We start from the raw sequence: 14,867 nt of genomic DNA on the forward strand, positions 1-14,867 counted from the left end.
GCGCGCCAGATCGGGATCGAGGAACAGCAGTGCCGTCAGTCGAACTCTCGCCGCAGCAGGAGGCCGATCCACGCGAGGCGGTCACGCTGCTGCAGCGCGACCTTCGTAGCTCGCCTGCGGGATTGAGCGGCCGTGAGGCCGCACGTCGACTGGTCCAGTACGGTCCCAACGAGTTGCCGCGAACCCGATCGATGCACTGGCTGGCCGACTTGGCTGGACAGTTCAGCCATCCCCTGGCGCTGCTGCTCTGGCTCGCGGCGGCTCTGGCCGCCCTCGAGGGTACGGTCGTGCTGGCTGTGGCGATCGTGGCCGTCATCATGCTCAACGCGCTCCTGGCCTTCGCGCAGCAACACCGCGCCGAACAGGCAGTGGCCGCACTGGCCGGATACCTGCCCGAGCAGGCCACCGTGCTACGCGACGGCCGGGACAGCGTCATACCCAGCAGCCAGCTGGTGCCGGGAGACGTGGTGCTGATCGCCGAGGGCGAACGAATTTCCGCCGACGCCCGACTACTCGACGGATCCATCGAAGTCGACCTGTCGGAGCTGACCGGCGAATCCTTGCCGGTGACGCGATCCGCGCAGCTGGTCGACACCACCGGACCGATACTGCAGGCACGCGACCTCGTGTTCTCCGGATCGACCTGCACCCAGGGCGCCGCACGCGCCATGGTGTTCGCCACCGGACCACACACCGAACTCGGCCGCATCGCGGCCCTGACCCGCCGCACACGTCGCGACGTCAGCCCGCTGGAGCATCAGGTCAAGCGCGTGGCATGGCTGATCGGCGCCATTGCTGTCGGCATTGGGCTGCTGTTTCTTCCCATCGGGACCTTCGCCGCCGGCATGCCGCTGTCGGACGCAGCGAACTTCGCCATCGGACTGTTGGTCGCCAACGTCCCGGAAGGGTTGTTGCCGACCATCACGCTGGCGCTTGCCGTCGGCGTGCGGGAACTGGCCCGGATGGGTGCGGTGGTCAAGCAGCTGTCCGCGGTCGAGACCCTCGGCTCCACCTCGGTGATCTGCACCGACAAGACAGGGACACTGACCCGCAACGTGCTGACACCGGTGTCGTTGTGGACCCTGCACGGCGAAACCGATTTTGGCAACCGAGCCGCGGCCACCACCGCGCTGGATGCGGCGGTGGGCGCCTGCCTGTGGCGCTGCAGCACCGCGAGTATCGACCCGGACGATGTCGGGCGTGGCGATCCAACCGAGGTCGCGCTGCTCACCGCGACGCGCCGCCTCGGGGTGGCGATCGGAACCGACCGTGAGAGCAGCCGGCGAGCGTTGTACGCCTTCGACCCGGCTCTACGGATGATGTCCACGGTCGACGCCACGGACGGTGAGCTGTGGCTCCACACCAAAGGCGCCCCGGAGGAGATCATCGAGCGCTGCGTGAGCATCTTGGATGCCGACTGCGCCGAACATCCGCTGGATCCGGCTCTGCGACGCGCGGCCGCCGCCGCCAGCGAAGGGTACGCCAGCAGCGGCCACCGGGTCATCGCCGCGGCCCGGCATCGTCTCGACCACGATCCCGGAGATCGCGCGCAGCTCGAACAGCGACTGTGCCTGCTGGGGGTCGTCGCCATGATCGACCCGCCCAGGCCCGAAGCGGCCGGCGCCGTCGAAGCCTGCCGATCGGCCGGTATCCACATCATCATGATCACCGGCGATCATCCCGGCACCGCCCGTACGATCGCCACCCAGGTGGGGATTGCCGACGAGGACACCCCGGTCATGACCGGCGAGCAGCTGGACACGATGCCGGAGGCAGAACTCGACCGGCTGGTGTCCGGAAACCGGAATCTGGTCTTCGCCCGGACCTCGCCCGAGGCCAAGCTCCGTATTGCCGACGCAGTCCGTGCCACCGGTCACGTGGTGGCCATGACCGGCGACGGGGTCAACGACGCACCAGCGCTGCGGCACAGCGACATCGGCGTCGCGATGGGGCGCTCCGGTACCGATGTGGCCCGCGAGGCGGCCGTCATGGTGCTCACCGACGACAACTTCGCCACCATCGTGGCCGCGGTGTCGGCGGGCCGCCGCGTCTACGCCAACGTGCGCAAGTTCATCCTGTACATCTTCGCGCACGCCATCCCCGAGATCGTTCCCTTCCTGATCTTCGCCCTGTCCGGCGGCGCGGTCCCGCTGCCGTTGACCGTGCTGCAGATCCTCGTCATCGACCTGGGAACCGAGACCCTGCCGGCGCTCGCGCTGGGCCGTGAGCCCGCCGAACCCGGAGTCATGAACCAACCGCCACGCCGGAAACACAGCGGCATCATCACCGGCCGCCTGCTCGCCCGCGCCTGGGGCCTGCTCGGGACCAGCTCGGCGATCCTGGTCACCGCAGGGTTCTTCGCCGTGCTGCTGCACGCCGGCTGGCGGCCCGGCGCCGACGTCACGGCCGCATCACCGCTGCACGAGGTGTACCTGCAGGCGACCACCATGAGCTTCCTCGGCATCGTCGCCTGCCAGATCGGCACCGCGTTTGCCGCCCGTACCGACCGGGTCTCGCTGCGCACCGTCGGTCTGTTCAGCAACCGGCTGCTGCTGTGGGGCATCGGATTCGAACTGCTGGTCGCGGCCGCGGTCTGCCTGATCCCCGGCCTCGACACGGTCTTCGGCACCTCGCTACCGCCGGCATGGGCGCTGGGGCTGCTACCGATCCTCCCCATCACCGTGTGGGGAGTCGACGAAACCTACCGGGCCGCGCAACGGCGCTCCGCCACACGGGCGGCGCAGCATCGACCGGCCAGACACCACCCGAGGTGAGGTCACTGATGTCGGACGCCTGGACGTTGAGCTACGACAGCTTCCAGCCCGCCGAGGAGCGTCGACGTGAGGCGCTGTGCACCTTGGGGAACGGCTACCTCGCGACGCGTGGCTCAGCTCCTGAGCCCGGTTCCGGCGGGTACCGGGGAACCTACCTTGCCGGCTGCTACGACCGGCTCACCAGCACGGTGGCTGGATCGCGGTCAGACGACGAGAGCATGGTCAATGTGACCGACTGGCTGCCCTGGACGTACTCGGTGGATGGTGGCGCCTGGTTCGATCTCGGTGACGTGATCGTCCTGTCCTACCGGCAGGAGCTGGATCTGCGGCACGGCGTGTTGACCCGACAGGTGCGTTACCGCGACAGCGCGGATCGAACATCACGGCTCGTGCAACGCCGGTTCGTGGACATGGCCGACCCGCACCGGGCCGCGTCGTCGATCACGCTGTACGCGGAGGACTGGTCCGGATCGGTGCGGCTGCGCAGTGGCTTGGACGCATCGGTGACCAACTCCGGTGTCGACCGCTACGCGCAACTGGCCGATCAGCATCTGCGGGTGCTGTCGCTCGATGCCGACGACGCAGGCATCCTCGTTGCCGACACGGCCACCGTCCAGTCGCAGGTGCGCGTCGTCGCGGCCGCGGCGCACGTGCTCCTCAACAGTTCCAGGGCAGCATGGCGCAGCGTGCCCGACGGGGGCCGGCTCTGGTCCCAGATCGACATCGACGTCGTCGCCGGCACATCGCTGACGGTGGACAAGACCGTCGCCTACTACACGTCCCGGGACCATGCGATCTCCGAGCCGCGAGAGGCGGCCGTCGCGGCAGTCCAGGACGCCGCCGCGTTCGACACGATGTTGGAGGCACATGTCCTTGCATGGCGGCAGCTGTGGGACGGCGTCCGACTCCGGTTCGGTGGCCCGCTCGACCGGCTACGGGCGATCAGGCTGCACACCTTCCACCTGCTGCAGACCATGTCGCCGCACACCGCGGATCTGGACGTCGGGGTCCCGGCCCGCGGACTGTCGGGCGAGGCCTACCGCGGGCACGTGTTCTGGGACGAGCTGTTCGTCCTCCCGACGCTGACCGCATGGCTACCGCAGGTGGCGCGCGGTGCCCTGACCTACCGGTACCGGCGGCTTGCGCAAGCTCGCCGCGCTGCCCGCACCGCTGGGCACGCGGGTGCGATGTTTCCCTGGCAGTCGGGCAGCGACGGCCGTGAGGAAAGCCCCGCCACGCACCTGAACCCGCGGTCAGGGCGATGGATGCCTGACCACAGTCGCCTCGCCCACCACGTCGGGCTCGCGGTGGCGTTCAACGTGTGGCAGTACCACCGGGCGACCGGGGACCGCGAGTTTCTCCACGGCCCAGGCGCCGAGATCATCGTGGAGGTGGCACGGTTCTTCGCGAGCCTGGCCCGCTACGACCGCTCCCAGGATCGCTACGTGATCCGTGGAGTCATCGGACCCGACGAGTTTCACACCCGGTACCCGGACAGCGATCGGCCGGGTATCGACGACAACACCTATACCAACGTCATGACCGCCTGGGTGCTGCGCCAGGCCGGCGAGGTGTTGAGCGAGCTGCCGGAGGCCCAGCGCAGCGAGCTGTCCGAGCGGCTGGGACTGGACCCACACGAGCACTCACGGTGGGAACACGTCATGCGCCGACTCGCAGTGCCGCTGCTGGACAACGGAATGCTCGCCCAGTTCGAGGGATACCAGCGACTGGACGAGCTGGACTGGGACCATTACCGAGCCCGTTACGGCAACATCCAACGGCTGGATCGCATCCTGGAAGCCGAAGGACACGACATCAACTGCTACCGGGCCTCCAAACAGGCCGACGTGCTCATGCTCCTGCACCTGCTGCCTGCCCGGGAGCTGGCCGAGATCCTCACCCAACTGGCCTGCCCCTTCGACATCGCGGAGATTCCCCACCTGATCGACTACTACCTCGCCCGGACCTCCCATGGATCGACGCTCAGTTCCCTGGTACACGCGTGGGTGCTGGCACGGGCGCACCGGCGCCAGGCCGAGTACCACCTCGACCAGGTTCTGTCGGCCGACATCGCCGACATCCAGGGCGGGACGACCGCCGAAGGCATCCATCTGGGTGCGATGGCCGGCAGCGCGGATCTGGTTCGGCGGTGTTTCGCCGGTATCGAGGTCCACGACGACGCCCTGCTCATCGAGCCGCGCTGGCCGGCCGAGTTGGGCACCTTGGAGCTGCATCAGCGCTACCAGGGGCACTCCTTGTCGGTGTTGATCCGGCACGACCACCTGACCATCAGCTCCCGACCCGGACGGCAGCCCCCGATCGTGGTCCAGCACAACGGCATCGATCATCTGCTGGCTGCCGCCGGCACCGTGCGCATCACGCTGTGAGAACACACGGCGCGCCTGTGCTGCCGCAATGGCCTCGCCTTGTCCTGACCGGCCAGATGCCCTGTGCCAAGCTCCGCGAAGGTCCCAGGCTGGGCTGGTCGTTCGGCACTGCCCGCTGCCACCCGGGCAGCCGACGATCTTCCAGGGAGGCCATGATGCTGTCGAAGGCTCACGAAACTCAGCGGCTACATCGAATCCGGCACCAGGTGGTACCGGCGGTGGACGACGTATTACGTGGATACGGGATGAAACTCCCGCGCCGGATCGACCTCGAGGAACGCTCGAGAGGCGTCCGGGTGTGCATCGTCTGCACAGGCCGGGTGCCGCAGTACGTCGTCGATCGGTTGAGGTTCGCGGTGTTCGGCGCACTGGCCCAGGCACAGGTGCCGCCGGCCGACCTGGTCACGGTCGTTGTCGAAGATCACGCACGCCGTCTGGGCCAGCCGAGGCGTTGACCCGTCACGCAGTCGGCCGAGTTGATCCCGGCCGCGGGTCGAACGTCCCCCCGGCACGGGTGGGAACGGCACTGTCGCGCACCCAACGGATGTAGGCATCCTCAACTCGTATACGTGCAGCGAAAGGGGCGGCGTCATGCCCGGGGGGACGTCATGAAAGCGTTGGTGTACCAAGGAAACGGGGAAAAGCTGTGGACGTCGGTGCCGGACCCGGTCATCGAGGACGACCGTGACGTCGTGATGCAGGTGGACGCCGTGACGATCTGCGGTACCGATCTGCACATCCTCAGCGGAGATGTCCCGGAGGTCAAACCAGGCCGGGTGCTCGGGCACGAGGCGGTCGGGACCGTCGTCGCGGCCGGCAGGGCGTCTGGGCGAGCCGAGGGCGACCGGATCCTCGCGTCGTGCATCTCCGGCTGCGGCCGGTGCGCCGCCTGCCGGTTCGGTCGGTACGGCCAGTGCCGCAACGGTGGCGGCTGGGTCCTGGGGCATCTCATCGACGGTGTGCAGGCCGAGTTCGCCCGCATCCCGTTCGCCGACCTGTCCACGTACGTGCTGCCCGACACGGTCTCGGATCAGACAGCGGTGCTGTTCGCCGACATCGTTCCCACCGCCTACGAGGTGGGCGTGCGCAACGGGCAGGTCGAGCCCGGGTCCGTGGTCGCGGTGGTCGGCGCGGGGCCGATCGGCTGGTCGGCCATGCTGTGCGCGCAGCTGTACTCGCCGGCACACATCGTCGCCATCGACCCGGCGCCGGCTCGACGTCAGGCGGCGCTCCGAGTCGCCGACACGGTCGTCGACCCCGATCACGCCGAGGCCACCGTTCGCCGGTTCGGTGACGGGCTCGGCGCCGACGTGGTGATCGAGGCGGTCGGCCGGCCGGAGACGTTCGAGCTGTGCACGCGGCTGGTCCGGCCAGGCGGCCGAGTCGCCAACGTCGGGGTGCACGGTGAGCCCGCGTCACTGCACCTGGAGGACCTGTGGATCCGGGACGTGACGATCACCACCGGGCTGGTGGACGGATGGTCGACGCGGAAGCTGCTGGACATGCACGCCGAGGGCCTGCTGGATCCCTCGGACCTGCTGACTCATCGGTTCACCCTCGCGAACATGATCGACGCGTACGACGTGTTCGCCGCCCCGGCCGGCAGCGGCGCTGTCAAGGTGGTGCTCGGCAGGTGACGACGGGATTTGCGAGTAGGCGTTCGTTGCCGCCGGTGCGGTGCTGGTCGACCCCGGTCGGCCGACTCGTCGACTGGGACAGCACGCTTGGTGGCGCGACGGCCGAGCGCGGCGGGCAGCTGGTGGACCTGTGGCCGGACCGCCCGGGCGAGGTTCTCGTGGTGGATCTGTCCGGGCTGCACCTGATGGCGACCGCGGCTGTCGAAGACCTGCTTCGCGCCGTGGTGGTCCTGGCGGACCGGGGCTTCGACGTTCGGCTCTGCAACCCGCAACCGCTGGTGGGGATGGCGCTGTTTCTGATGGGCGTGCCGGCCGGTGTTGGTCTCTACGACGATGTGCCGGCCGCGGCGGCCGGGCACGCGGGCGGTCGTGTCGAGGATCGTGGGTACCTGTAGCCGCGCGACCTCACCGCCGGCGCCTCGTACTTTGCTGGTGCCCGGACGACCGGGGTGCCCGGCTGTTGCGGGCCGATCTTCCCGCGGGTACCTGCCGGGTGGCACTGCCGGGTGCGATCGCGACGTCTGATGCTGAACGGGGAACAACGGGAGGAGTACGTGATGGCTACTGCAGCACACGGGCAGCCGCACTCGGTGAGTACGACGCGGCGCGGCGCGGTCCAGGCGGTGAGCGCGGCGACCGCCGGCAGGTACGTGCTGGCGGGGTTGCGCCTGGGTATGGCCTGGATCTTCTTGTGGGCGTTTGTCGACAAGTTGTTCGGTCTGGGCTACGGCACTCCGTCCAACGGGGCCTGGGTCAACGGCGGCTCTCCGACGAAGGGGTTCCTGTCGTCGAGCGCGACCGGCCCGTTCGCGGGCTTCTACCGCGACATTGCCGGGGCCGGCTGGGCCGACTGGTTGTTCATGCTGGGTCTGGCGGGTATCGGGCTGGTGCTGTTGACCGGTATCGGGATGCGGATCGGCACGATCGCCGGCGCGGTGTTGATGATGATGATGTGGAGCGTGGTGTTGCCGCCGGCCGACAACCTGTTCCTCGACGATCACGTCATCTTCGCCGGGCTGCTGGTGGTGTTCCTGTTGCTGCGCTCGGGTGACACGCTGGGGCTGGGCCGCTGGTGGTCGAACACGGCGCTGGTGCGCCGGATGCCGTGGCTGCGCTGAACCGCGCTACGGCGGGTGTCGGGATCTCACCGGTCCTCGGCCGGTGAGGCTCCGACGTGCAGGCAGCCGGCCCACAGCGTGGGCTGGTAGACACCGCGCTGCGGGAGGCAAGCAATGACCGAGGCGGCCGTCGATGTTCTGGACGCAACGGGCCACGTCGTTCGCCTGCGCCGCTGCCATCCCGGCGACGCCGACCAGATCCGCACGCTGCTGAGCGCGCTGTCGCCGCGAAGCCGGTACCTGCGGTTCTTCAGTTCCGGGACCAGCATCGTGGAACCCGAACTCGCCCGCCTGACCCGCCCACCGGGCCCTGACCATGCCGCGGTCGTGGCGCAACTCGGTGCCGACATCGTGGGTATCGGTTCCTACGAACGCCTCGGCGGTGCGGATTCCGCGGAACTGGCCGTGCTGGTCGCGGAGCGCTGGCACGGACGAGGGATCGGCACCCTGCTGGTGGAACAGCTGGCCGCGATCGCCCGCCGCCACGCCATCTCGACACTCACCGGAGACGTGCTGGCCGTCAACACATCGATGCTGGCGGTCTCCGAGGGCCTGTCGGCCCGCCGAACCCCGGCCGTGGCCGGTGTCGTCGGCATCCGGATCGCCACCCTGCCCGGGGAAGGCGCTCTCGCGGCACTGGACGCCCGGGATCGGAGCGCCGAGCATCGCTCGCTGCGGCCGGCGCTGGCGCCCAGGTCGGTGGCCGTCGTCGGTGCCGGCCGGGCACCCGGAGGGGTCGGCCACGAGGTACTGGTCTCCATCCTCGAAGGCGACTTCCCCGGGCCGGTCTACCCCGTCAATCCACACGCGGACAGGGTGTGCGGTCTGACGTGCTACGCCTCGCTGGAACAACTCCCGGAGCCACCTGAGCTCGCGGTGATCGCGGTCCCGGTACCGGCCTGCGCCGCGGTGCTGCGCGACGCCGCCCGCCGCGGCGTACGGGCCGTGGTGGTGCTCGCCGAAGACCCCGACGGCGACGGTCGGGCCCAGCGGCAGCAGGAACTGGTTCGGATCGCGCGGGACGCCAGCATGCGCATGATCGGGCCGAACTGCATCGGCGTGCTCAACACAGACCCGACCGTACGGTTGGACGCCACGTTCGCGCCGCATCGGCCGACGCCCGGGGGCCTCGCGGTCGCGTCACAGTCCGGTGCGGTCGGTGTGGCCGTGCTCGACGGCGCCACCCGAGCCGGCGTCGGGATCTCCACGTTCGTCTCGTTGGGCAACAAGGCCGACGTTTCCGGCAACGACCTGCTCGCGTACTGGTACGACGACGACTCCACCCGCGCGGTGGCGCTCTACCTGGAGTCGTTCGGCAACCCGGGCCGGTTCGCCCGGCTGGCCCGCCAGCTCGGCCGGCGCAAGCCGGTCCTGGCGGTCAAGAGCGGCCGCAGCAGCAGCGGCCGCCGGGCCGGCGCGTCGCACAGCGCGGCCGCAGCCACTCCTGATGCCATCGTCGATGCACTGTTCGCCCAGGCCGGGGTGGTGCGTACGGCCGATCCGGACGAGCTGCTGGACGCGGCGCGGATGCTGATCGACCAACCGCTGCCGGCCGGTGACCAGGTTGGCGTGATCGGCAATGCCGGCGGTCTTAACATCCTGGCCGCCGACGCCGCCGAAGCGGCAGGGCTGGCCGTACCTCAGCTGCCCGGCTCGCTGGTGTCGAGACTGACCGGTCGTGGTCAACGTAACCCGGTCGATCTCGGCGCCGGCTGCACGCCGGACACCATGGCCGATGCGGTCAGCCGGCTGGCCACCAGTGGCGCGGTCGACGCCCTCGTGATCACCGTGATCGCCATTCGCACCGCGGACACCAGCGCACTGCTGCACGCGGTCGGGCACGGCCTGGCCACAGTCCCCGCAGTACCGGCCGCCGTGGTGGTGGTCGGCGTGCAGGACCCGCCGTCGCAGCTTGGTGCGCGCCGCAACCCCGTGTATCCGTCCGTGGAACGAGCGGTTCGTGCGCTCGGGCATTCGGCCCGGTACGCACGGTGGCGACGCACCGCTCCCGGTTCTCCGGTGACACCACCGGGCCTACGCCCGGATCTCGCCCGGGCGCGCGTACAGCAGCACCTCGGCACCGCAGGGCCGGGCTGGGTGCCGGCTCAGACCGCGATCTCGGTACTGGCCGACTACGGCGTCAGTGTGCCGGGCCACGTGGTTCCCGCCAGTGAGGCGACCCGTGCCGCGGGCCAGATCGGCTACCCGGTGGCGGTCAAACCTGCTACCGGCGAGCTGGTCCACAAGTCCGAGGCAGGCGTGGTGCGGTTGGGGCTGTCCACCGACGCCGCCGTGCGTGCGGCGGCCGCCGAGATCGCCGCGGTGACCGAGCAACCAGCCGCAGATCTGCTGGTACAGCCCATGGTCAGCCCGGACGTGGAACTGCTTGCCGGAATTCGACACGATCCGCTGTTCGGGCCCGTGGTCCTGCTGGGAGCCGGCGGAACCCTCACCGAGCTCGTCGACGACCGCATCGTGCACCTGCTGCCACTCACCGATCTGGACGCCGCGTCGATGTGGCGCGCGCTGCGGATCGCGCCAGCCTTGACCGGCCAACGCGGCCAGTCACCCGTTGACACCACCGCCATCGAACAACTGCTGTTGCGGTTGGCGCGACTGGCCGCGGATGTGCCCGAGATCGCCGAACTGGACCTCAATCCCGTGATCGCCGGGCCCGATGGCCTCACCGCGGTCGATGTCCACCTGCGTCTGGCGCACCCGGCGGAAGCCCCCGATCCCTACAACCGCACCTTGCGACCCATTCGCTGAGCAGCGACGCGTGTCGACAACCTTCGATCTGAATCGAGGACCGTGGGCTGCCGCACCACCGAGCCAGCAACGGGAGGAACGCCCGCCCGGCAACACCGGAGGCGGCTGTCAGGTCTCGATCGCATCAGTTGCTGCGCGCCGCGGGGAGCGTGGAAGCTTCCCGCCTGCTGGGCTCAGTCGCAGTGTGAGTACCGGATGACCCACGTGGCACAGCAGTTCGGCCAGCTGGGCTCGCGTCGCGGGAACCTCCACCGCGCTGCTCATCGGATTCACCGACACATCCCGTTGCGCTGCCTCGATGAGAAGCGAGGACAACGCCTCGCCTGCCGTCAGCCATGCGCGGCGGTCATCGCCGTCGGTGAACAAGATCGCGTAGCTCGCCGATCGGTCACTGCCGTCGCCTGGTTCCAGGTGCGCCTCGCGGTCGGGGAGGAACGTGCGTTGCGGTATACGGCGCGACACTGCCGGAACCACCTGCTCGGGAGTGATCCCATCGCGGTCGATGGCATCGCGATGGGTCCATCGGTCGAGGTCGTCGCGAAGCTCCGGATCGGCGAACTCGATCTGCTCGGCCTGCGCCGTCGCCGCTGCCAGCACCGGCAGCTGCTCGTCACGTACCACGTGCAGGTGTACGCCGTGAGCCTCGACCGCGCCGCGCAACGCGTTCAGGTGGAAGGTAGCCAGTGGGGTGTCCCGGGCGCTCGGGCGACGGTCGGTGCGCCGCGACAGGATCGCGTGCAACGCACGGATGTCGTCCGGGGTCGGCTCTCGAACCGGCCCAGCGGTAAGTCGGGCCAACAGATCAGGGCGATCGGGGTCGGGCCAACGCTGGGTGTCAGGTCGGTGGCCGATGGCAGCCAGCGCGCACGCAGCATGTTGCAACGCGACGCCGCAGCTGACGATCAGCAGGCGGCCTTCCGGGTCGATGTGGGTCATCTGACGGGTTCGATCGGCCCACAGCCACACGCTGCCGGAGCGAAGGTGCCATCGCCACGGTTGTGTGTTGAAGATCGATGGGGCACGCAGGGCGATGCTCACAGCCCGCCACAACGTGCCCGACGGCGTACGCTGCGGACCCGTCCCCGCACTCTCGGGGAACTCGGCTGTGGCCATGACCCCTCTCCTCCGAATCCTCGAGTGCTTCCCTTCAGCCCCGTATCGCGTTGCGCGTCAGGGGAACTCGAGGTTTTGGTGGGCTCAGTGGGTGAGCCGAACCTCCTCGGCGGTGACCGCCGAGATGTCGCGTGAGGAGGTCACCAGCAGCCGGTGGCCCAGGTCGGTGAGAGCGCGCGCGACGGCGAGTTCATCGCCAATCTCGGGAATGTCCTCGTCGGCTGGGTTGACCCGAGCGCGTCCCCGCCCGATGATCGGCTGTCCTTCATGGGTGTGCAGTCTCGCCTCCGCGTAACTGCGGCCATCGTCGTCGTCCACGAAGATCTCTACACTCCATCGCTTCTGATGCATGACGACACTCCTTCCTTTTCTGACAAGCACACCTCCCATGGGATGACGAGACCAGGGCCAAGTAGACCGCTGCCACCGTGCCGATCAGCACGAACGAATGGTTGACGACTTCGAGACGGCTCGGATGGGCATCACCGGTGCAGCGAACACGACCCGTCGTGCGGCCGGCCGACTCGATCTGCGCGGCCTGCGGCTCGCCGACCCAGAGCCCTGCAAGCAGATCCGGCTCGCGATCGTCGGGAACGGGTCCGTGGTGGGCACATCGGTCTGGTCTCGCCGGTCCGACGGCCCTGGCGGCGCAGCCGCCGCTCGCTGCCACGACCGGACAGTGTCATGACCACCCTGACCGCGCACACCGGGGACCGTCTGCTGCTCGCACGACACGATCAGGCCTATCGGGTGGCCGTCGTGCTGAGTGTCGAGCATCCCGACGGCAGCCCGCCCTACCGGGTTCGGTGGCTCGACGACGGGAAAGAAGGTCTGGTCTTCCCGGGCGAAGGCGCTCGCGTCGAACCAGCCTGCCGGCCTGCCGCGGGCACAACGCCCCGGCCTGAGCGCAACTGCGCCCCTCTCCAGGACGTGTCGTCATGACGGCAACAGCGCGGCAGAGCGCCGCCATGGTGATCTGTCGCCATCGTGCGGGGGCGAATCCCACCTCGACAGCCGCGTCGAGTCGAGGATCGGTCTGGGACCGCCTACGGTCTGGCCTGCGGCCGAGTGAGTTGGCCGGACAGGTTTCCCGGATGGTCGGTATCGATCTCGTTCGCCCGGCCGGGGTCGTGGCCGGGGCGAATGGTGACGCGTTCGTCTTCGCGGGGCACGACGGTGCACCAGTCCAGCTGCTGCCGGATGCGGTGGGCGAGGGTGGCTGAGGCGTCCGGCTCGCCGTGGACCACGAAGCAGGTGGCGGGTGCGGCCGGGGCCAGCGAGAGCCAGGTCAGGACGGCGTCGGCGTCGGCATGTGCGGAGAACTCGCCGAGCCCGACGACCTGGGCCCGCACCGGCACGTACTGCCCGTACGCTTTGATGGCGGTGGCGCCGGCGAGCAGGTTGGCGCCGCGGGTGCCCGGCACCTGATATCCGGGCAGCAGCACCAGGTTGCGCGGGTCGGGCAGTTGCGCCAGCAGGTGGTGTACGACGCGACCGCCGGTGGCCATCCCCGCGGCGGACAGGATGATGCACGGCTGTCTCGGATGGTTGAGCCGGGCCGACTCCTCGACGGTTCGGGCCAGGTGCAGCTCCCCTGGGTCGAACGGGTCGGTGGCCGCGTTCAGGATCGCCGGTCGTAGTTCGGGCGAGCGGTCGCGGGCCGCCTGTCGATAGACCTCCAGGGCCGCCAGCGCCATCGGACTGTCGACATGGACCGGGACGGGAGGCAGCATCCCGGCTGAGATCATCTCGGCCAGCCGCACGAGCAGGATCTCGGTGCGGTCGATGGCGAAGCACGGGATGAGCACGCTGCCGCCGCGTTGCAGCGCCGAGTTGATCAGGGCAGCCTCGGCGGCGAGGTCCGACAGCGGGTGGCGCCGGTTGCCGTAGGTGGATTCGATCACGATCTGATCGGCGGCTGGCGGCGGGCCGGGTGGGCGCAGCAGCGGATGGTCGGTGCGGCCGAGATCGCCGCTGAACAGCACGGTGCCGTCGGAGCCGGTGTCGATGGCGACGCAGGCTGAGCCGAGGATGTGCCCGGCTCGGTGTAGCGTGGCGGTCATCTCGCCGCCGATCGACACGGGCGTACCGAACGGGGTCGGCCGCAGCAACTCCAGGCTGCGGGCTGCGTCGGTGTGGGTGTACAGCGGCAGCGGCGGGTCGTGCCGGGAGTAGCGGTGCCGCACCGCGTAGCGGGCGTCTTCTTCCTGCAGGTGCGCGGCGTCGGTGAGCACGATGCGCGCAAGCTGTGCGGTGTGTGGCGAGCAGTACACCGGGCCCCGGTAGCCCTCCCGGGCAATCCGAGGCAGCAGGCCGATGTGATCAAGGTGCGCGTGCGTGATCACGACCGCGTCGATGCTGGTCGGATCGACGGGAAACGGGCGCCAGTTTCGGCGCCGCAGCGCCGCATCACCCTGGTACATACCGCAGTCGACCAGAATCCGCTGTCGACCGGACTCGATCAGAAACCGACTCCCGGTGACCGTTCCCGCCGCGCCGAGAAAACGTAGCGTGCTCACCGCCAACACCTCCTCATACAGGCGCCCCGCCGCCCATCCGGCGGGCGTCGCCACCTCGCATCCCATCGAATCAGGCCGGCAAGGCCGATTGGGGAGAAAGCCCGATCGACCCAGTTCTATCGGCCCTTTCGCCAAGCGCCCTGACGGCGGATTCTGTCCGCATCCGCAGGGACCGCATCCGAACGATCGCCCGGTAAGGTGGAGAACATGCCTGCGTTGCGAGTGCGTCGGCAGCGGCGAATCGGCGCCGTGCTGGCCGGACTGGTCGTGTTGACGCTGACCTCCTGCGCGGGGGCAGCCGGGCCCAACAACGTAGCCGGGACGGCGACCAGTCACACTGCCGGATTCTGGGCAGGTTTGTGGCATGGCCTGATACTTCCCATCACGTTCGTCGTGTCACTGTTCACCGACAGCGTGAGCATCTACGACGTGCACAACAACGGGGGCTGGTACAACTTCGGGTTCGTACTGGGAATCTTCATTCCGGTCGCGATCTTCCGGCCACGCTGGCGCTCGACCAAACGTCGTTCGGCCCGCTCGCACTGATACC

Annotated in this window: 12 protein-coding genes; 9 read left to right on the forward strand and 3 right to left on the reverse strand. The window is 69.2% G+C overall.

The annotated features are described in order from the left end of the window. Positions 1-29 precede the first annotated feature (29 nt). From Asera_RS33075 to Asera_RS13900, 7 genes are all read left to right on the forward strand, one after another. Positions 30-2,774, forward strand: coding sequence for a cation-translocating P-type ATPase (locus Asera_RS33075; RefSeq protein ID WP_035298676.1), 2,745 nt, complete (start codon positions 30-32; stop codon positions 2,772-2,774). An 8-nt stretch (positions 2,775-2,782) separates the two neighbouring features. Then, positions 2,783-5,161, forward strand: a complete 2,379-nt coding sequence (locus Asera_RS13875; RefSeq protein WP_035298679.1) for a glycoside hydrolase family 65 protein — start codon at positions 2,783-2,785, stop codon at positions 5,159-5,161. Between the two features lie 152 nt (positions 5,162-5,313). After that, positions 5,314-5,616, forward strand: a complete 303-nt coding sequence (locus tag Asera_RS13880) for a hypothetical protein (protein ID WP_030449628.1) — start codon at positions 5,314-5,316, stop codon at positions 5,614-5,616. A gap of 153 nt (positions 5,617-5,769) precedes the next feature. Next, on the forward strand, positions 5,770-6,798 hold the full coding sequence (locus tag Asera_RS13885; protein ID WP_030449629.1) for an alcohol dehydrogenase catalytic domain-containing protein: 1,029 nt from the start codon (positions 5,770-5,772) through the stop codon (positions 6,796-6,798). Positions 6,799-6,833: 35 nt separating this feature from the next. After that, positions 6,834-7,193, forward strand: a complete 360-nt coding sequence (locus Asera_RS13890; RefSeq protein ID WP_030449630.1) for an STAS domain-containing protein — start codon at positions 6,834-6,836, stop codon at positions 7,191-7,193. Between the two features lie 162 nt (positions 7,194-7,355). Beyond that, a complete protein-coding gene (locus tag Asera_RS13895; RefSeq protein ID WP_084132826.1) occupies positions 7,356-7,916 on the forward strand; it encodes a hypothetical protein in 561 nt (186 codons plus the stop codon). A gap of 114 nt (positions 7,917-8,030) precedes the next feature. Then, positions 8,031-10,685 carry a bifunctional acetate--CoA ligase family protein/GNAT family N-acetyltransferase gene (locus Asera_RS13900; protein WP_030449632.1) on the forward strand — a complete coding sequence of 885 codons (2,655 nt, stop codon included), beginning with the start codon at positions 8,031-8,033 and terminating at the stop codon, positions 10,683-10,685. A gap of 108 nt (positions 10,686-10,793) precedes the next feature. On the opposite strand, the gene Asera_RS13905 is transcribed toward Asera_RS13900, so the two are convergent. Further along, positions 10,794-11,798 carry an Acg family FMN-binding oxidoreductase gene (locus Asera_RS13905; protein ID WP_157035185.1) on the reverse strand — a complete coding sequence of 335 codons (1,005 nt, stop codon included), beginning with the start codon at positions 11,796-11,798 and terminating at the stop codon, positions 10,794-10,796. Between the two features lie 84 nt (positions 11,799-11,882). Next, complete coding sequence (locus tag Asera_RS13910) at positions 11,883-12,149, reverse strand: DUF1876 domain-containing protein (protein ID WP_030449634.1); 267 nt, start codon at positions 12,147-12,149, stop codon at positions 11,883-11,885. A gap of 333 nt (positions 12,150-12,482) precedes the next feature. Between Asera_RS13910 and Asera_RS13915 the strand changes: the two genes are divergently transcribed. Further along, positions 12,483-12,740 (forward strand): DUF1918 domain-containing protein, encoded by a 258-nt coding sequence (locus tag Asera_RS13915; protein ID WP_157035186.1) that lies wholly within the window; start codon positions 12,483-12,485, stop codon positions 12,738-12,740. A gap of 104 nt (positions 12,741-12,844) precedes the next feature. Here Asera_RS13915 and Asera_RS13920 read toward each other — a convergent pair whose 3' ends face one another. Beyond that, positions 12,845-14,653 carry an MBL fold metallo-hydrolase gene (locus tag Asera_RS13920; protein ID WP_244843871.1) on the reverse strand — a complete coding sequence of 603 codons (1,809 nt, stop codon included), beginning with the start codon at positions 14,651-14,653 and terminating at the stop codon, positions 12,845-12,847. A 57-nt stretch (positions 14,654-14,710) separates the two neighbouring features. On the opposite strand from Asera_RS13920, the gene Asera_RS13925 reads away from it, so the two are divergent. Then, positions 14,711-14,863, forward strand: coding sequence for a hypothetical protein (locus Asera_RS13925; protein ID WP_211255799.1), 153 nt, complete (start codon positions 14,711-14,713; stop codon positions 14,861-14,863). Positions 14,864-14,867: the final 4 nt, after the last annotated feature.

The organism is Actinocatenispora sera (genome assembly GCF_018324685.1).
Taxonomy (GTDB): domain Bacteria; phylum Actinomycetota; class Actinomycetes; order Mycobacteriales; family Micromonosporaceae; genus Actinocatenispora; species Actinocatenispora sera.